Source organism: Plantibacter sp. LMC-P-059a (assembly GCF_030209505.1).
In the GTDB taxonomy this organism is placed as follows: Bacteria; Actinomycetota; Actinomycetes; order Actinomycetales; family Microbacteriaceae; genus Plantibacter.
On record NZ_JARVRZ010000004.1, the window covers coordinates 12,405 to 29,934 of the forward strand.

At 70.4% G+C, this 17,530-nt stretch carries 16 protein-coding genes; 9 read left to right on the plus strand and 7 right to left on the minus strand.

Annotated elements, in window-relative coordinates:
• The first annotated feature begins 31 nt into the window (after positions 1-31).
• Both QRN27_RS09610 and QRN27_RS09615 read left to right on the plus strand, forming a co-directional pair.
• Entirely contained in the window at positions 32-316 is a 285-nt protein-coding gene (locus tag QRN27_RS09610) for a MerR family transcriptional regulator (protein ID WP_285042050.1), read from the plus strand.
• Between the two features lie 46 nt (positions 317-362).
• Positions 363-1,868, plus strand: a complete 1,506-nt coding sequence (locus QRN27_RS09615; RefSeq protein WP_285042051.1) for a serine hydrolase domain-containing protein — start codon at positions 363-365, stop codon at positions 1,866-1,868.
• Positions 1,869-2,350: 482 nt separating this feature from the next.
• Here QRN27_RS09615 and QRN27_RS09620 read toward each other — a convergent pair whose 3' ends face one another.
• Positions 2,351-3,622, minus strand: coding sequence for an HNH endonuclease signature motif containing protein (locus QRN27_RS09620; RefSeq protein ID WP_285042052.1), 1,272 nt, complete (start codon positions 3,620-3,622; stop codon positions 2,351-2,353).
• A gap of 484 nt (positions 3,623-4,106) precedes the next feature.
• Here QRN27_RS09620 and QRN27_RS09625 point away from each other — a divergent pair, with 484 nt between their 5' ends.
• On the plus strand, positions 4,107-5,111 hold the full coding sequence (locus QRN27_RS09625; RefSeq protein WP_285042053.1) for a zinc-dependent alcohol dehydrogenase: 1,005 nt from the start codon (positions 4,107-4,109) through the stop codon (positions 5,109-5,111).
• 21 nt (positions 5,112-5,132) lie between these two features.
• Here the strand turns inward: QRN27_RS09625 and QRN27_RS09630 are convergent, their stop codons facing one another.
• From QRN27_RS09630 to QRN27_RS09645, 4 genes are all read right to left on the minus strand, one after another.
• Positions 5,133-6,164, minus strand: coding sequence for a LacI family DNA-binding transcriptional regulator (locus tag QRN27_RS09630; RefSeq protein WP_350224098.1), 1,032 nt, complete (start codon positions 6,162-6,164; stop codon positions 5,133-5,135).
• A 37-nt stretch (positions 6,165-6,201) separates the two neighbouring features.
• Positions 6,202-7,101 carry a carbohydrate ABC transporter permease gene (locus tag QRN27_RS09635; RefSeq protein WP_194668716.1) on the minus strand — a complete coding sequence of 300 codons (900 nt, stop codon included), beginning with the start codon at positions 7,099-7,101 and terminating at the stop codon, positions 6,202-6,204.
• Positions 7,098-8,180, minus strand: coding sequence for a carbohydrate ABC transporter permease (locus QRN27_RS09640; RefSeq protein WP_285042054.1), 1,083 nt, complete (start codon positions 8,178-8,180; stop codon positions 7,098-7,100). The genes QRN27_RS09635 and QRN27_RS09640 overlap by 4 nt, the downstream gene beginning before the upstream one ends.
• A gap of 89 nt (positions 8,181-8,269) precedes the next feature.
• On the minus strand, positions 8,270-9,571 hold the full coding sequence (locus QRN27_RS09645; RefSeq protein WP_502929514.1) for an ABC transporter substrate-binding protein: 1,302 nt from the start codon (positions 9,569-9,571) through the stop codon (positions 8,270-8,272).
• Positions 9,572-9,807: 236 nt separating this feature from the next.
• Between QRN27_RS09645 and QRN27_RS09650 the strand changes: the two genes are divergently transcribed.
• Positions 9,808-10,653: a DNA/RNA non-specific endonuclease gene (locus tag QRN27_RS09650; protein ID WP_285042056.1), complete on the plus strand. Its 846-nt coding sequence runs from the start codon at positions 9,808-9,810 to the stop codon at positions 10,651-10,653.
• A gap of 136 nt (positions 10,654-10,789) precedes the next feature.
• Positions 10,790-12,514, plus strand: a complete 1,725-nt coding sequence (locus QRN27_RS09655) for an L-aspartate oxidase (protein WP_285042057.1) — start codon at positions 10,790-10,792, stop codon at positions 12,512-12,514.
• A gap of 52 nt (positions 12,515-12,566) precedes the next feature.
• Here QRN27_RS09655 and QRN27_RS09660 read toward each other — a convergent pair whose 3' ends face one another.
• Both QRN27_RS09660 and QRN27_RS09665 read right to left on the minus strand, forming a co-directional pair.
• A complete protein-coding gene (locus QRN27_RS09660; protein ID WP_056011686.1) occupies positions 12,567-13,073 on the minus strand; it encodes a MarR family winged helix-turn-helix transcriptional regulator in 507 nt (168 codons plus the stop codon).
• Between the two features lie 128 nt (positions 13,074-13,201).
• The gene (locus QRN27_RS09665) at positions 13,202-13,816 is read right to left on the minus strand and encodes a TetR/AcrR family transcriptional regulator C-terminal domain-containing protein (protein ID WP_285042058.1); all 615 of its coding nucleotides are present in this window, start codon (positions 13,814-13,816) and stop codon (positions 13,202-13,204) included.
• Positions 13,817-13,923: 107 nt separating this feature from the next.
• On the opposite strand from QRN27_RS09665, the gene QRN27_RS09670 reads away from it, so the two are divergent.
• From QRN27_RS09670 to QRN27_RS09685, 4 genes are read left to right on the plus strand one after another with little or no spacing between them, the layout of a single operon-like run.
• Positions 13,924-14,529 carry a biotin transporter BioY gene (locus tag QRN27_RS09670; RefSeq protein ID WP_056009577.1) on the plus strand — a complete coding sequence of 202 codons (606 nt, stop codon included), beginning with the start codon at positions 13,924-13,926 and terminating at the stop codon, positions 14,527-14,529.
• Positions 14,526-15,683, plus strand: coding sequence for a class I adenylate-forming enzyme family protein (locus tag QRN27_RS09675; protein WP_285042059.1), 1,158 nt, complete (start codon positions 14,526-14,528; stop codon positions 15,681-15,683). The genes QRN27_RS09670 and QRN27_RS09675 overlap by 4 nt, the downstream gene beginning before the upstream one ends.
• Complete coding sequence (locus QRN27_RS09680) at positions 15,673-16,824, plus strand: thiolase family protein (RefSeq protein WP_285042060.1); 1,152 nt, start codon at positions 15,673-15,675, stop codon at positions 16,822-16,824. Before QRN27_RS09675 ends, QRN27_RS09680 begins: the two co-directional genes overlap by 11 nt.
• Complete coding sequence (locus QRN27_RS09685; protein ID WP_285042061.1) at positions 16,821-17,528, plus strand: energy-coupling factor ABC transporter ATP-binding protein; 708 nt, start codon at positions 16,821-16,823, stop codon at positions 17,526-17,528. The genes QRN27_RS09680 and QRN27_RS09685 overlap by 4 nt, the downstream gene beginning before the upstream one ends.
• The last annotated feature ends 2 nt before the right edge of the window (positions 17,529-17,530 follow it).

Consider the following 17,530-nt stretch of genomic DNA (forward strand, 5'->3'; position numbering starts at 1 on the left):
CGTTGCAACTCGTTTTCAGGAGATTTCAAGCATGGCTGAGCGTGACTCGACGACACCCGTGTACGGCATCGCCGTCGCGGCCCAACTCGCAGGTGTTCCCGAGGCGACCCTGCGGCTGTTCGAGAGCAAAGGACTACTTACTCCGTCGCGGACGGAGGGCGGCACCCGGCGGTACAGCGAGGATGACCTCGAGCGACTCAAACGCGTGACGGACCTGCGTGACGACGGGGTCAACATCGCGGGGATCGCCCGGGTGCTCGACCTCGAGGACGCCAATCGGGGACTCCAGGACCGACTCGACGCCGCCGAGGACTGAGCGCGGAAGCTGCGCAACAGGTGGCGGCAGGTGGCAGCATGGAGGGATGAGCCTGCAGCGAAGCACTCCGTCAGCCCAGCACGTCGACGCCTCCGGGATCGAAGCCTTCATCGACGCCCTCGAGCACCTGCCGAACGTCGAACCGCACAGCTTCATGCTGCTGCGTTCCGGCCAGGTCGTCGCGGAGGGATGGTGGGCGCCGTACTCCGCGGAGCGGGTGCACCTGCTGTATTCGCTGAGCAAGAGCTTCACCTCCACGGCCGTCGGCTTCGCCGTCGAGGAAGGACTCCTCAGCCTCGACGACACCGTCATCAGCCACTTCCCGGAACTCGACGCCGAGGTGACCGATCCCCGGAGCCGCGCCATGCTCGTGCGGCATGTGCTCGCGATGGCCAGTGGTCACCGTGAGGAGACGATCATGCGGGCGGCGGCGATCGACCCGACGAACCTCGTCCGCGGGTTCCTGCTCCTGCCGCCGGACGAGGACCCCGGCACCGTCTTCGCGTACAACCAGCCGTGCACGTATACGGCCGCGGCGATCATCCAGCGCATCACCGGCGGGACGCTCACCGACTACCTGCGTCCGCGCCTGCTCGACCCGCTCGGCATCGGCGATTTCGACTGGCAGCGGGACGACCAGGGCTTCGAGCTCGGATACAGCGGGCTGCACGCGCGGACGGAGGCGATCGCGTCGCTCGGGCAGCTCTACCTGCAGCGCGGCGTCTGGGAGGGTCAGCAGCTGTTGCCAGAGGCCTGGGTGGCCGAGGCGACGAGGTCGCACATCGCGAACGGTGACGACCCGGAGTCCGATTGGGCGCAGGGGTACGGGTTCCAGTTCTGGATCGCGCGCCACGGGTTCCGAGGCGATGGTGCGTACGGCCAGTACTGCGTCGTCCTGCCGGAGCACGACGTCGTCTTGGCGGTGACCGGTCAGAGCCTCGACATGCAGGCCGTGTTGAACGCCGCGTGGGAGCACCTGTTGCCGGCGTTCGGGCGTGGTGATGAGACGTCGTCGGAGGACGGCGCGAGCGCGGACGCGGACCAGGCACTGCTCGAGCGGCTCGCCGGCCTGGCGCTGCCGCCGGTCGGGGTCTCGGGAGATCAGGGTGTTCCCGACGCGGAGCCCGGGGCATCGGAGGCATCGTTCCGGGAGCTCGTCGGGTGGACGTTCGCTGCCGATCCCGGTTCAGCGCTCCCGCAGCTGACGGCGCTGGAGGTCGTGTCAGGCGACGGAGATCAGGTGCTGCTGGTCGTGCACGAGGGTGACGACCGAGTGGAGATCGTGCCTGGTTTCGGTGAGTGGCGGACGCACGGTCCGGTCGTGGCGAGTGCTGCGTGGGGTGCCGATGACGAGAGTGGCGCGGGTGGTGTCGGCGTGCTGCGGGTCGAGGTGATCTTCGTCGAGACCCCGCATCGGATGCATCTCGTCGTCGATCCGGCCGCAGGCACGTTCGACGCTTGGTGGGAGACGACGCCGCTGCGGACGTCGCGGCTCGCCGAGGTGCGGCGTCCGAGTGAGGTCGTCGACGGTAGTGGTTCGTCCGCTTGGTGATCTGACGCCGATGGCGGGCCGGGGAGTCGAAGGGTAGGTCAAGCGCCCTTCGACAAGCTCAGGGACCGAGCTGATCCGGCCACACCTCCGCCGGTCACTGAGCACACCTCCCCGCCGGTCACTGAGCCTGTCGAAGTGCGCACGAGGAACCCTTCGACAAGCTCAGGGACCGAGACGTTCGGCGCACAGGTCCGCCGGTCACGAGCACGCCGAAGTGCGTTCGGGGCGCCCTCCGGCGGGCTCGGACCGGGACGTTCCGGTCACACCTCCACCGGTAACTGAGCCTGTCGAAGTGTTGAGGGACACAGGCAGCGTCCTGCCTGTGCGCGCACTCGACTCCGGTCACTGAGCCTGTCGAAGTGCGCACGTGGAGCCTGTCGACAGGCCCAGGCACCGAGGCATTCCGGGCACGCCCCCGCCGGTCACTGAGCCTGTCGAAGTGCGCACGAGGAACCCTTCGACAAGCTCAGGGACCGGGATGGTCAGAACGGTGCGGGGTCCGGGGCTGTCCGGTGGTGTTTGCCGTCGGGTGTGGTCCAGTCGAGGACGCCGTCCGGTTGATGGTCGAGGTTCCAGCCCGGCAGGTGTTTCATCCGGTGGTGATGTCGGCAGAGGCAGGCGAGATTCCCGACATCCGTTGTCCCGCCGTCCTGCCAGGCGACCGAGTGGTCGAGGTCGCAGGCCCTGGCTCGACGCCCGCAGCCGGGTGCGCGACAGGTGCCGTCTCGGAGGCGCACCGCCCGCTGGAGATCGGCGGGCACTCGGTACTGGCCTCGGCCGACGGAGAGGACTGCTCCGGTTTCGGGCTGGACGAGGATGCGGGTGAAAGAGGGTGCGTTGACCGCGATACGGGCCGCGGTCTCGGGATCGATCGGCCCGTATCCGTCGAGCGTGGCGGGTGCGTCGGAGACCCCGGCCATGCTGAGTGCTGGGACGGTGATCTGTACGGTGGGCTTGATGTGCTCCTGGACCTCGATCGGGTGCGGGAGCACGGGGTTCGAGGCGACGTCGTCCGGGGTGACGCCGGTGAGGGCCAGTGCCGCGAGGGCGTCGGCCTGCAGCTGAGCGCAGGTGCGCTGGTCGCCCGCGCGACGTGCCTCGGATGCTGCGCTCTCGAGGCGCTCGACGATGCCCTGCGCGATGGGCGCGGTCGTGAACAGGTGGACCCACGCCATGCCATCCGAGGCGGATTCGAATTCGATGCGGCGGTCTGCCTCGGAGCGCACGGCTCGGGCGGTGATGGATTCTGGGTGGAGTCGCTCGCGGAGGTCCTTCGCGCGTTTCTTGAGCCGCGCGGCGGTCAATCGCTTGGCCATCGGGAGCACCTCGGCGAGAAACGAAGCGCGACCGGCGTTGGGGACCTCGCGCAGTTGGTCGGTGATCGTGCGCGCATGCCGGCCGGAGATCCTGCCGGCCTCGAGCGCCGCCAACACGGACGCTGCCTCGTTCACGAGGCGCTCGGCGTCGTCCGTGGCGTGCAGGACGGTCCGCTCGGACGAGCGGGTCGCCATCGCGAGCATCGCGCACGTCGAGCGGCGCGACAGCGCGCGCCGCTCCGCGGGTGGATAGATGGCGGGGACCACCGTGTCTGCGAGGGCGTCCGCGTACGCAGCAGATTTGGCGAGCAGGCGCGCTTCACGCGCATCGAGCACGGCGCGCAGTCGACCGATCTCGGCGTACTCGTCCGAGAACTCCGCGAGCTGCGCGGCGTACTCGTCGCTCGCGCGGATCGCGGTGGCGGTGCTCTCGGTCATGACTCCAGTCCACCATGGACCACTGACATTCCAGATGCCGAGTTCGGGCTGATGTGGACGAAACTCGTGAGCACTTCGACAGGCTCAGTGACCGGGGCTGGTCGGTCGGATTCGGTCGGGTCGCGGGCCTGCCACTCGGCACACCTCGACAAGCCCGGCGACCGAGCTTGGCCCGGTGTGGAGGCGACTCCGTGAGCACTTCGACAAGCTCAGTGACCGGAGCTGGTCGGTCGGAGATGCTCTGATCCCTGAGCCTGTCGAAGGGCACACCTCGACAAGCTCAGTGACCGGGTTGGGTTGGGCGGAGATGCTCTGGTCCCTGAGCTTGTCGACGGGCACACCTCGACAGGCACGGCGACCGGGCAGGTGCGGGCGGGCAGGTTCCACGCCTCACGCACGACACCGACGAGGGCTCTGACGCACGCCCGACGACCCACCGACGCTACGCTGCTGAGCACACACGCCGTCACGATGGAGAGACCGCATGAGAGCCCTACGCATCACCGCCCCGAACACGGCGACCGTCCTCGACCGACCGGACCCGCAGCCCGGCCCCGGCGACGTCCTCATCCGCATCGAACGCGCCGGACTCTGTGGCACGGACGTCGCCCTCTTCCGCGGCACGATGCCCTACCTCGCCGACGGCCGCACCACCCTGCCCCTCCAACCGGGCCACGAGTGGGCGGGTCGGGTGGTCGCGGTGGGCGACGGCGTCACCACGGCGACCCCGGGAGACCTCGTCACGGGCGACACCTTCATCGGCTGCGGACACTGCGACCGCTGCACGTCCGGACGCCACCACCTCTGCCCGGAGCACCTCGAACTCGGCGTCCTCGGTCAACTCGACGGCGCCCTCGCGGAACTCCTCGTCCTCCCCGAACGCGCCGTGCACCGCCTCCCGCCAGGCGTCGACGCCGACCTCGGTGCGATGGTCGAGCCGGCCTCGTGCTCCCTCCGCGGCGTCCGTCTCACAGACCCCGGCCCCGACGACCGCGTGCTCGTGTGGGGCGCGGGGACCCTCGGCATGTTCGCCGCACTCTTCGCCGCCCAGACCGGAGCCACCGTCACCGTGGCCGCCCGACGCGAGTCCGATCGGGGGTTCGCAGCCGGGTTCGGCCTCGACACCCGCGACCCGGAGGAGCTCGGCGACGAGCGGTTCGACGTCATCATCGAAGCCACCGGATCGAGCGACGTGACCCGTCGCCTGCTCGACAACGCCACCGCGGGCGTCCGCATCGCCCTCCTCGGGGTGCCCTCCGGCGACGCCGGCCTCCCCTCGGGCACGCTCATCGCCCGCGATGCGACCGTCCACGCCGTCCTCGGCGGTTCGGCGTCCATCGACGAAGCCGCCAGCCGGTTCGCCACCATGCCCGACACCGTCCGACGCCTGATCGGCACCGTGATCACCCTCGACGAGGTCCCACAGGTCCTCGCCGACGGACTCCCCCGAGCGACCGGAGCCGGACCGAAGACGCAGATCCGGTTCTGAAGGGGCTGGAGCCCAGCGCCCTCACACGGAGTCGCGCTCCACCAACCCGCACGGGATCGTCGTCATCTCGGGGACGTCCTCACCGGCGATCAGCCGGTGGAGGGTCTGCACGAGCAGCGCCCCCTTCTCAGCGGTGCGGAGGTCGACGGTCGTCAACGCCGGGTAGGCGTCCGCGGCGAACACGTTGTCGTCGACCGAGGTCATCGCGATCCGCACGGGCACCGGGATCCCCCGGTCGCGCAGCACCCCGAGTGCCCCGGTCGCCATCTGTGCGGAGGCCGCGAACACCGCGTCGACCGGTCGCCCGCCGGCCAGCAACCGCTCCATCGCCCGGGCACCGCTCGTGGGCGTGAAGTCGCCCTCTTCCTGAAGCCCCGGCTCGATGCCTGCGGCACCCAGCGTGCGTCGCCACCCGGCCAGACGGTCGACGCCGGCCGCGGTGTCGAGCGGACCGGCGATCGTCGCGATGTGACGCCGACCCGCGTCGACGAGCCGCTGCGTCGCGAGCGCCCCCGCCTCCACGTTGTCGACGTCGACGACGTGCCCTGGCGGATCCGCCGGTTCGAGCCCGCGGACCCCGAAGACCACCGGGAGCGAGGCCGAGAGCTTGGCGTACGCCTGCATGCTCGTGTGGTGGGACAGCACCAGCGCCCCGTCGACGTTGCCGCCCGTGAGGAACCGGCGCGTCTTGTCGGGGTCGACGTCGGACTCGATCAGGAGCGTCAGCGTGTAGTCCGTCGACGACGCGTACATGGCCGCGCCCTGGATGACCTCGGCGAAGTACGGGTCGGCGAAGAACTCCGCCGTGCGCTGCGGGATGACCATCGCGATCGTCTGCGCCCGACGCCGGACGAGGCTGCGGGCCGCGCGATTGGGCACGTAGTGCAGTTGCTCGACGGCGGCGTTCACGGAGGCCACCGCCTCCGGGGTCACCTGGGAGGACCCGTTGATGACCCGGGAGGCGGTGGACTTCGAGACGCCGGCGAGCGCCGCGACCGCGATGAGTGTGGGGACGGTGATGTCCGCATCGGTGTCGATGGTGTGTCTCCTCAGTCGTGCCGGTGTGAAGACACCTTATGCGGCGCGGGCGTCACCCCTTGACCGCGCCCTGCATGATCCCGGCGACCAACTGCTTGCCCGCGAGGATGAAGAGGATCAGCAGGGGGATGACCGACAGCACGGCACCGGCGAGGACGAGCGAGTGGTCGGGTGTCTGTCCCCCGCTGGCGCTCAGTGCGGCGAGCGCCGTCTGCACGCTCGGGTTCCGTGGGCCGAGCACGAGGAGTGGCCAGAGGAAATCCGTCCATGCGGCCATGAAGGTGAAGAGCGCGAGGACCGCCATCGCCGGACGTGCGGCCGGGAGGGCGACGTGCCAGAACGTGCCCCACATGGAGGCGCCGTCGACCCTGGCCGCTTCGATGAGCTCGTCGGGGATGACGTCGACGAGGTATTGCCGCATGAAGAAGACGCCGAACGCCGTGACCAGTCCCGGGATGATGACGGCCTGCAGCGTCCCGACCCACTGCCATTCGGCCATGAGCATGAAGAGCGGGATGATGCCGAGCTGGGTGGGGATGGCCATGGTGGCGATCACGGCGAGTAGCAGGCCGTTGCTGGCCCGGAACTTCAGTTTCGCGAAGGAGTATCCGGCGAGCGTGGAGAAGAACACGACGGAGACGGTGATCGCGCCCGAGATGATGACGCTGTTCGCGAGGGCCTGGAGGAAGGGCGCCGACTCGAACACCTTCGTCGCGTTGCTGAGGAAGTTCGGGCCCGGGAGGATCGCCGGCGGCACGAGGTTGGTGTCGGACGACTGCCGACTGGAGATGACGAACGACCACCACAGCGGGAACGCCGAGATCGCGAAGAAGGCGATGAGGATGGCGTAGGTGAGGACACCGGGGCGTTCGTGGTCCTTCCCCTTCCGGTACTGCGGTGCCGCGGGCGTCACGGGTGGCGCGGTCCGGGTGCGTTCCATCAGGGTGCTCATGCTCGTCCGCCTCGCTGCTCGGTGGTGCTCGTGGTGTCCGCGCGGCTCGTGGACGTCGCACGTCGCTTGGTCGACGCCATGGTGATCGCCCGCGTCGTGATGAGGGGGTCGCGCACCTTCGGGATGCGCACCGGGCGTGCGTCGTTCGTGCGGATCGCCCGGGTGATCGCGAAGTTGATGAGCCCGGCGAGGATGATCACGAGGAACAGGATCCACGCCGTCGCGGAGGCCCGCCCGAAGTCGCGCCTCGGGAAGGCGAGTTCGTACAGGTAGAGCACGATCGTCTGGAACTGCCGGTCCGATCCCCCGTTGCTGCGAGGGTCGAAGAGCTTCGGTTCCGTGAAGATCTGGAGCCCGCCGATCGTCGAGGTGATGACGACGAAGATGAGCGTCGGCCTGATCATCGGGATCGTGATCGACCAGAACCGTCGGATCTTGTTTGCCCCGTCGAGGGCGGCCGACTCGTAGACGTCGCGCGGGATGGCCTGCATCGCCGCGAGGAGGATGAGGGCGTTGTACCCGGTCCAGCGCCAGTTCACCATGCTCGCGATGGCGACATGGGAGGGGAAGACATCGAACGCCCACCGGATCGGGTCGAGCCCGAACGCCTCGAGGAGCCCGGCGATCGGTCCGTGGTACTGGTTGAAGATCTGCAGGAAGATGACGGCGACGGCGACCGGCGCGACGATGTACGGCAGCAGGATGCTCATCCGCCAGAAGGTTCGTCCGCGAAGCGTCTGGTCGAGGAGCGCCGCGATCACCGTCGCGATGACGAGCTGCGGGACGGCCGACAGCAGGAAGATGCTGATCGTGTTGCCGAACGCGTTCCAGAAGAACGGGTCGGAGAGGACCGAGACGTAGTTGTCGAGTCCGACGAAGTCGCCCTGACCCTTCAGGAGGTGCCACTCGTAGAGCGACACGTTGAAGGTGTAGACGATCGGGAAGATGCCGATGAGGGCGAAGAGGATGAAGAACGGCGCGATGTACAGGTACGGCGACGCGCGGTAGTCGAAGCGGTTCAGCTTCTGTCTCAAGGTCAGGGCGGCCGGTGGCCGGCGGACGGTTGCGGTGCTGGTCATGGCTCTGCCAATCCGGAGGAGGGAGCGGGAGGGGTGCCGGGGCGTCCGCGTGCGAACGGACGCCCCGGCGAGCTGCGTCGGAGAGGAGGTCAGCCGACGAGCTGGTCGAGCAGCTTGACCGCCTCGTTCCAGGCGGTCTCACCGTCGGTGATCTCGCCCTGGCTCACGCGGTCGAGGATCGGACCGAACACGTTGTCCTGGATGTTGGAGTCCTCAGGACCCTTCACCTGGGCGACGACGCCTTCGGATCGTGCGGCGAAGATCTCACCGACCGGTGCGTCGTTGAAGAACGGGTTGGTGGAGCCCTTCACGAGCTCCTGCCCGTCGAGCGTGCTCGGGAACGGACCGGCGAGTTCGAACGACGCCGCCTGCGCCTCGGGGGACGCGAGCCAGAGGGCGAGCTCGGCCGCCTCCTCCTTGTGCTCGGAGTTCTCGGCGACACCGAGGAACGCGCCACCCCAGTTGGCCGCGCCGCCGGGCATCACATCGGCGAAGTCCCAGCCGCTGTCGGTCGTGCCCTCGTCGTAGTAGCCCTGGACGATGCCGAGCATCCAGCTCGGGCACATGTAGGTGGCGAACTTGCCCTCCTTGGCCTCCGGACCGACGTCCCAGCCGGGGAGCCCGGCACCGAGGCCGGCGTTCTCCGCCTCGACGATCTTCTCGAACTGCTCCTTGAGCACGTCGTTGCCCTCGATGTTCAGGGTCTCGCCGTCGGCCTTGTAGTAGCCCTCCTCCTGCTGGTTCACGAACGAGTTCCAGAAGAATCGGGGGCTGTGATAGAACGCCTTGCCGGTCGCGGCGACGTACTCCTCACCGACCTCGAAGAAGCGGTCCCAGGTCGCGTCCTCGCCGCCGAGGTACTCGGCGACGGCGGCCCGGTCGCTCGGCAGGCCGGCGGCGGCGAAGAGGTCGCCGCGGTAGCAGATGCCCTGCGGGCCGATGTCGAGACCGGCGCCGATCACGCGGCCCTCGGCGTCGGTTCCCTGCTCGTACTTCCAGTCGAGCCAGGTGTCCTTGACGTCCTCGATGCCGTAGTCACGCAGGTCGACGAAGGAGTCGCTCACCTCGGAGATGGTGCCGAGCCAGCCCTCCTCGATGGCGACGACGTCGCTGAGGCCGGTGCCGGCGGCGATCTTCGCGTACGCGTCGTCACGGGCCGCGCCACCACCCTCGAGGTTGGTCGCCTCGATGGTGATGTTCGGGTGCTCCTCCATGTACTTCTCGTAGTTGGCGTCGACGCCCATGGTGCCGAACGTGGTGATCGAGAGGGTGATCTTCTCGTCACCACCGCCGGCGGCGGGCGAGCTGCACCCGCTGGCCAGGACGGCGAGGATCGAGGCCCCCGCGATGGATGCGGCGGCGATGCCGCGGCGCGTGCTGTTCACAGTCACTCCTTTGTGTGTGCGCTTCGGTGGCCGCTGAACCCGTCTGCAGGGTCCGCGGCGCGATCCCGTGGGAACGTTCCCACGGGCATGCAGGACACACTAAGCGCTCGTTCGGACGAGGTCAAGAGAGCGCTCTCATTTGTTGCAGAACCGGTTGCCCGACGGTGAACGGTCAGCGACGGGGAGATACGAGCGGTCGCTCCGCGTTCCGATCCGGTCAGAATCATGATCGACTCATACCCATGACCGGCTTTGATTCAGGCTTCCTCGACCTCGACGAACCGCTCGCGCTCCCCGCGCCGGCCGACCCGCAGGAACGCGCTCGACTCCGGCACCTCGACTACACGCACTTCTCCGTCCTCCTCGATCCCGACCGCCGGCTCGCGGCGGCCACGGCGGTGAACATCGACGGCGCCGCCCTGCTCGACCTGGGTCGCGGCGACGACTGGCACCTCGACGAGCGCATCCCGGCCGACGAGCAGGCCGGGCCGGAGCTGTACGCACGGAACGACCTCGACCGCGGCCACCTCGTGCGCCGCCGAGACCCCGTGTGGGGTCCCGCGGACGTCGCCCGCCGGGCCAACGTCGACACCTTCTGCTACACGAACGCCGCTCCACAGGCCGCGGACTTCAACCAGTCCCTCGAACTCTGGAACGGCCTCGAGGACCTCGTCCTCGAGTACGCCTCGGCCGGGCGGCTGCGGCTGTCCGTCTTCACCGGCCCCGTGGTCGAGGCCGACGACCCGCTCTACCGCGGCATCCGCATCCCGAAGCGGTTCTGGAAGGTGGCGGCATGGTCGTCGGCCGGTGCACTGGCGGCCTCCGGCTACCTCCTCGACCAGTCCGCGCAGCTCGACGACATCGACCTCGACGAGCCGACGGCTACGGGCGATCGCGACGACGACGCCGTTCCCCCGCTCGGCCCGTTCCGCACCTTCCAGCTGCCGATCCTCGACCTCGAGAGCATCACGGGCCTCGACTTCGGGACGCTGAGCCGGGCGGACGTCCTGGAAGCCGCCCCGGCGACGGTCCGGCCCGACATCGACACCTGGATCGAGCTGGAACGGCCCGGCGATCTGCGGTTCTGAGCCGACGCGACCAGCCCTGGCATTCCCCGACTACCAGTAAGGCGAGCCTCAGTTAGGGTTCCCTTGGTTCCCTGCATCGGCCTGCCTATGCTGCACGGGTGAGCGCATCGCGCGCCGCATCGCCGAAGGAGTCCCCGTGCACGAGCAACGCCTGTCCACCTCCGTCCTCGTCATCGGAACGGGCGGCTCCGGCCTCCGCGCAGCGATCGAACTCGCCGAACGGGGTGTCGACGTCATCGCCGTCGGCAAGCGCCAGAAGGCCGACGCACACACCTCGCTCGCGGCCGGCGGCATCAACGCGGCGCTCGCGACGATCGATCCCGAGGACTCCTGGCAGCAGCACGCCGCCGACACCCTCAAGGAGAGCTACCTGCTCGCCAACCCGCACACCGTGCAGATCGTGACCGAGGGGGCCGCCCGCGGGATCGAGGACCTCGAGCGCTACGGCATGCCCTTCGCCCGCGAGGAGGACGGCCGGATCTCGCAGCGGTTCTTCGGTGCCCACACCTTCCGGCGCACGGCCTTCGCCGGCGACTACACCGGGCTCGAGATCCAGCGCACGCTCGTGAACCGGGCGGCGCAGCTGGACATCCCGATCCTCGACACCGTGTACATCACGAGACTCCTGGTTCGGGACAACGTCATCTTCGGTGCGTACGGCTTCGATCTCGAGAACGGGACCCGCTACCTCATCCACGCCGACGCCGTGATCCTGGCGGCGGGTGGCCACAACCGCATCTGGCGACGCACCTCCTCACGCCGTGACGAGAACACGGGTGACTCGTTCCGCCTCGCGGTCGAGGCCGGCGGTCGGATCCGCGACCCCGAGCTCGTCCAGTTCCACCCCTCAGGTCTCATCGAGCCCGAGAACGCGGCGGGGACCCTCGTCTCCGAGGCGGCGCGCGGCGAGGGCGGCATCCTCCGCAACGGGCTCGGCGAGCGTTTCATGGCGCGGTACGACCCGGAGCGCATGGAACTGTCGACCCGCGACCGCGTCGCCCTGGCCGCGTACACCGAGATCAAGGAGGGGCGAGGCACCCCGAACGGCGGCGTGCTCCTCGACGTCTCGCACCTGCCGCGCGAGACGATCATGCGGCGTCTGCCACGCGTCTACCAGACGCTGCTGGAGCTGCAGATGCTCGACATCACCACCACCCCGATCGAGATCGCCCCGACGGCGCATTACTCGATGGGCGGCGTGTGGGTGCGGCCCGAGGACCACGGGACGGACGTCGACGGACTGTACGCGATCGGCGAGGCGTCGTCCGGATTGCACGGCGCGAACCGGCTCGGCGGCAACTCCCTCATCGAACTGCTCGTGTTCGGGCGCATCGTCGGCGAGGCCGCAGCCCAGTACTCCGCGGGCCTCGAGGCCCACGTCCGTTCCGCGGAGGCGGTCGACGAGGCTCGGGCGGAGATCGACGGGCTCCTCGCCAGCGACGGTCCCGAGAACGTCCGCGCCCTCCAACGCGCGATCCGGAACACGATGACCGAGCACGCGGGTGTCGTCCGCGACGAGGCCGGACTCCTCGCCGGGCTCACCGAGCTGGATGCGATCGAGGCGCGGATCGCAGACGTCGGTGTCCACCCCGACATCGCGGGGTTCCAGGACCTCGCCCACGCCTTCGACTTGAAGTCGGCCGCCCTCGCAGCGCGGGCCACGCTCGAAGCGGCGCTCGAACGCCGCGAGACCCGCGGGTGCCACAACCGGTCCGACTTCCCGGAGCTCGACGAGGAGCTGCAGGTGAACCTCGTGTGGTCGGGCCCCGGCCGGATCGGGCGCGAAGCGATCCCCGCCATCCCGGCGGAGATCCAGGAGCTCATGCAGGACGTCTCCGTCGTCGGCAAGCTCGTGGAGTAGGGCGGAGCCCCGGTCCCTGAGCCCCACCCCGGTCCCTGAGCTTGTCGAAGGGCTAGCCGCGCCCCTCGCCACGTTCGAGGGTCGCGCCGATCACCCGGAGGCTCTCGATGAGCACCGAGATCTGATCACGGCTGAGGCCGGACAGCATCGCGTTCTCGTCAGCCACCAGGCGGCGCATCGCCTCGTCCACCCGCTGCCGGCCGAGCGTCGTGAGGACGACGATCTTGCTCCGGCCGTCGGCCGCGTTCTTCTGGCGGACGACCAGGGAACGCGCTGCCAGGCGGTCGAGCTGGCTCGCGAGGTTGCCGCTGGTGACGTGGAGTCGGCCGGCGAGCATCGACGGGGTCATCCCCTCGGCGCCGTGCTGCCGCAGCATGGAGAGGAACTCGAACTCCCACGGCCGCAGCTTGCTGGCCGCGAAGGACACCCGACGGACCTCCTGGAGGTGCGGGACGAGCCGGCGCAGGCGCGACACGACGTCGAGCGGCGCGAAGTCCACGTCGGGCAATGCCGCGGCCCAGGCGTCGATGACGATGTCCACATCGTCGTCATCACCCATCGCCATCGTCGGTCCTCCTCGTGTCCTCGCCAACGCTACCCTGGGCTCCGCCACAGCTGGAGGATAGGCGTCCGCTCACGCCGCTGTGGTAAGCGATCCGTCGCGGTGACCCACCGCGGTGATCCGTCTCAGCGGACGACGAGTGCCCCGAGTCCGTCGACGAGGAGTCCGACGCCGAAGGCGAACCCCTCCGCCTGCTCGTCGGGGCCTCGCGGGTCGGACGTCGCGCCGGCGCCGAGCACGCCGACGCTGTCGTACTGCAGGCGCTGCTGCTCGTGGGACACATGACCGAGGACGAAGTGCAGGAGCGCGGTGCCCGCTCGTCGGGTGGTCGCCTCGTCGAGACCGGCGAGCGCCACGGCGTCCGTCAGCCGGCGGAGGACGCGTCCGGAGCCGAGCCCGAGCGCGTAGGTGCTCGAGACGACCTCGGCGCCGTCGCGGTAGGCGAGCAGGGCGTCCCGGAGGGCTGCTGCCTCGATCCGGGTCCGTTCCCGCCAGTCGGCGCCGGCGTCTGCGACCGCGTCGACCGGGGCCGGGTGGGCGTCGACGATGCGGTCGGCGAGTTCGGCGATGAGGGTCTGCTTGTTCTCGAAGTGCCAATAGAGCGCGCTCGGCTGGACGTCGAGGGAGGCGGCCAAGCGACGCATGGTGAGGTCTGCCAGGCCGTGGTCGTCGAGGATCCGGAGGGCGACGTCGGCCACGTCGTCGCGCCGATGGCGACGGGTGGTTGCGGAACCGGACATGGTTCCAACTATAGTGAACGCTGTTCAGGTGAACAGTGTTCAGGTGGGATTCGACCACCCGGACCGCTTGGACGGATCGACCACCCTCCCCGAGACAGAGGCACCACATGAGCAGGCTCCGGATCGACGCGACCGACATCGCCCGCATCGCCGTGTTCGCCGCGATCGTCGCCGCCCTCGGGCTGCCAGGGGCGTTCTCCGTCCTCGGTGCCGTCCCGATCACCGCGCAGACCCTCGGCGTCATGCTCGCCGGCGCCATCCTCGGTCCGTGGCGCGGGATGCTCTCGATGCTCGTCCTCCTCGCCCTCGTCGCGATCGGCCTGCCACTGCTGTCGGGTGGCCGAGGTGGGGTCGGTGTCTTCGTCGGTCCGAGCGCCGGTTACCTGTTCGGATGGATCGTCGGCGCCTTCGTCATCGGCCTCATCGTGCACGCCGGCGGCCGACGGCTGCGCTGGTGGCGGACGGCCCTCGGTGTCCTCCTCGGCGGCATCGTCGTGATCTACGCCGTCGGCGTCCCCGTCCAGTCCCTCGTCACCCGGCTGTCGCTCGGTGAGACCGTGCTGCAGAGCCTCGTCTTCCTGCCCGGCGACCTCGTCAAGGCGGTGCTCGCGACGGTCATCACGATGACGCTGGCCCGCGCCTACCCCCGGGCGTTCCGTCACGCCGCCGGCGTGGGGTCGACCCGACCGGGTGAGCCCGCCAGGGTCGCATGACGACGGACGCCGGACGCATCGTCCCGCTGCGGGGAGGGGCTCCGGCGGAACTCGTCCGACGCGCGCTGGAGGTCCGCGCGGCGGGCGACGTCCCGCTGCTCGGCGACGACCGGTGGAGCGAGCCGTACTGGCGCGCCGTCTGCGATCGGGCCGCCGTCGCTGGACCACAGCCCGGCCAGGCGTGGGCGACGACGACCTCGGGCACGACGGGCGCCCCGCGCATCGTGCTGCGGACCGCCGACTCCTGGGCGAGTTCGTTCGCGCCCGTAGCGCAGCTGCTCGGCGCCGGCCGCGACGACGTGCTCGCCCTTGCGTCACCATCCGCCTCCTCCCTGTCGCTCTTCTCGATCGCGCACGCTGCGGCTGCCGGGTTCGGGCTGATCCTGCCGAGCCGTCACATCCTCACCGCCGGCGAGGCGCAGGACGCGACGCTCTTCCACGGCACCCCGAGCGGCCTGCGGCGACTCCTCGACGACGGGCGGCCCCCGCGGTTGCGTGCGGCCCTGGTCGGCGGTGCCTCACTCGACCCCGCGCTGCGTGAGCGGGCGACGGCTCTCGGGGTCCGGGTGGTCTCCTACTACGGCGCTGCCGAACTCTCCTTCGTCGCGGTCGACGACGGCACCGACCCGGAGCAGCCGGGCCTCCGTGCCTTCCCCGGGGTCGAGCTCGAGGTGCGCGACGAGGTGCTCTGGATCCGGTCGCCCTACCTCGCGAGCGGCACCCTCGGTGAGCCGGGGGCGCTGCACCGAGACGGCGACTGGGCCACCGTCGGCGATCGTGCCCGACTCGACGGCGCTCGGCTCTCCCTCCTCGGCCGCCGCGACGACGCGATCCTGACGGCCGCAGCGACCGTGATCCCGTCCGATGTCGAGGAGGCACTGCGGCTGGTGGACGACATCGCGGACGCCGTCGTGTTCGGTCTCCCGAACGAGGGCGTCGGCGAACTCGTCACCGCGGTCGTCGAGGCGCGGCCCGGCGCCCGTCCAACGCGCGCCGAGCTGCGGGCCGCCGTCACCCGTCTCCTCCCGCCGTCGCACCACCCGCGCCGGTGGTTCATCGTCGACGAGCTGCCCCGGACGACCACGGGGAAGGCCGCGCGAGCCGCCCTCATCGAGCGGGTCCGCGCCGGGGAGGTGGCCACCCTTGCGCCCTGAGGACAGCACCAGCCCGGTGGTCGTCGCCGCGCGCCGCACGCCCATCGCGACGCGTGGCCGGGCCCTCGCGGCGCTGACCGTCGAGCAGCTCGCCGTCCCGGTCGTTCGCGCCGTGCACGAGGATGCAGGTGCGGTTCTCGGCCGGACACCCGACATCGCGGACGTCGTGCTCGGCAACTGCATGGGCCCCGGTGGCAACCCCGCCCGGGTCGCCGCGCTCGGTGCGGGCCTCGGATTCGCGGTCCCCGGCCTCACGGTCGACCGTCAATGCGGCAGCGGGCTCGCGGCGATCATCGAGGCAGCCACGGCGATCGCGGCCGGCGATGCGCGACCCCGGATCGCGGGCGGTGTCGAGAGCGCTTCGACCGCGCCGCTGCGCTCCGTCGACGGCGTCGCCTACGCCCGCGCTCCGTTCGCGCCCGCTGGCTGGCACGACCCCGACATGACACAGGCGGCGGAGGACCTCGCGCGCCACGACGGGATCTCCCGTGAGCGCCAGGACGCCTACGCCGCACGCAGCACCCAGCGAGCCGTGATCGCGGAGGAGGCGGGCCGGTTCACCGACGAGCTGGTCCCACTGCCCGGCATGGCGGACCACGACGAGCCGACCACGCAGCGACTCGACCGCCTGCTCCCCCGTTTCACCCCGCTCTTCGCGGACGGATCACTCACCGCGGGCAACACCTGCCGCGTGAGCGACGGAGCCGCAGCCGTCCTCCTCGTTCCGGGCGGAGCCGCCTCACGCGGCGCTGCTCCCGGCCTCGCGCTCCGCGGGCACGCCGTCGTCGGATGCGACCCGGCTCTCCCGGGGATCGGTGCCGCCCCCGCGATCCTCGAGGCCCTCGAGCGGGCAGGCGTCGACCTCGCCTCCGTCCAGGCGGTCGAGCTCGTTGAGGCGTTCGCCGCGCAGACCCTCGCGGTCCTCGACCGGCTCGGCGTCGCCGAGGACGACGAGCGGCTCTGCACCGACGGCGGCGCCCTCGCCCTCGGGCACCCCTGGGGCGCCAGCGGCGCGGTGTCCGTCGTCCGCCTGTTCTCGCGGCTCGTCCGTGGCGGCGCCCCGGCCGGCACGCTCGGCCTGGCCGCAGCCTCGGTCGGCGGCGGCCTCGGCGTCGCCGCCGTGTTCGAGGTCGTGCGATGATCGAGGACATCGAACCCCCAACCCTCCGACTCGACCGCGTCACCGCGCGCCTCGGCGACACCACCGCCCTCGACGACGTGACGCTCCAGCTCGACAGCCCCCGCATCGCGGTCATCGGGGCGAACGGTTCGGGCAAGTCGACCTTCGCCCGCCTCCTCGGTGGCCTCAGCCGACCGACGTCGGGCACCGTCCACGTCCACGGCGTCGACACCGCGCGGGAGACCGCGAGACTGCGACGCCTCGTGAGCATCGTGTTCAGCAACCCGGACGCGCAGATCGTGATGCCGACCGTCGCCGAGGACGTCGGGTTCTCGCTGCGCGGCACGTCGGGCTCGAAAGGCGAGATCGCCGAGCGGGTCGCCCGGGCACTCGAGGAGTTCGGGCTGACGGCCCTCGCCGATCGCTCAGCGCACGAGCTGTCCGGTGGCCAGAAGCAGCTCCTGGCGTTGTGCGGCGCGGTCATCCGCCGACCGGCGCTCCTCATCGCCGACGAACCGACCGCCTACCTCGACGCCCGCAACAGTGCCGCCGTGGCGGGCCACCTCCTGCGACCGGAGGCCGGGCACCAGCTCGTCCTCGTGACGCACGACCTGGAGCTCGCCGCCCGCTGTGACGTCGCGCTCCTCTTCGACGGCGGCCGGGTCACGGCGCAGGGCGACCCGGCCGACGTCATCGCGAGCTATCGCGCGAGTCTGGCGACGTGACG

Bases quoted from the DNA above. Each gene is read 5' to 3' on its own strand.
- QRN27_RS09615 (WP_285042051.1), top strand. From the start codon at position 363: ATGAGCCTGCAGCGAAGCACTCCGTCAGCCCAGCACGTCGACGCCTCC.
- QRN27_RS09635 (WP_194668716.1), bottom strand. From the start codon at position 7,101: ATGAGCACCCTGATGGAACGCACCCGGACCGCGCCACCCGTGACGCCC.
- QRN27_RS09660 (WP_056011686.1), bottom strand. From the start codon at position 13,073: ATGGGTGATGACGACGATGTGGACATCGTCATCGACGCCTGGGCCGCG.
- QRN27_RS09685 (WP_285042061.1), top strand. From the start codon at position 16,821: ATGATCGAGGACATCGAACCCCCAACCCTCCGACTCGACCGCGTCACC.
- QRN27_RS09650 (WP_285042056.1), top strand. From the start codon at position 9,808: ATGACCGGCTTTGATTCAGGCTTCCTCGACCTCGACGAACCGCTCGCG.
- QRN27_RS09670 (WP_056009577.1), top strand. From the start codon at position 13,924: ATGAGCAGGCTCCGGATCGACGCGACCGACATCGCCCGCATCGCCGTG.
- QRN27_RS09625 (WP_285042053.1), top strand. From the start codon at position 4,107: ATGAGAGCCCTACGCATCACCGCCCCGAACACGGCGACCGTCCTCGAC.
- QRN27_RS09620 (WP_285042052.1), bottom strand. From the start codon at position 3,622: ATGACCGAGAGCACCGCCACCGCGATCCGCGCGAGCGACGAGTACGCC.
- QRN27_RS09665 (WP_285042058.1), bottom strand. From the start codon at position 13,816: ATGTCCGGTTCCGCAACCACCCGTCGCCATCGGCGCGACGACGTGGCC.
- QRN27_RS09610 (WP_285042050.1), top strand. From the start codon at position 32: ATGGCTGAGCGTGACTCGACGACACCCGTGTACGGCATCGCCGTCGCG.
- QRN27_RS09675 (WP_285042059.1), top strand. From the start codon at position 14,526: ATGACGACGGACGCCGGACGCATCGTCCCGCTGCGGGGAGGGGCTCCG.
- QRN27_RS09640 (WP_285042054.1), bottom strand. From the start codon at position 8,180: ATGACCAGCACCGCAACCGTCCGCCGGCCACCGGCCGCCCTGACCTTG.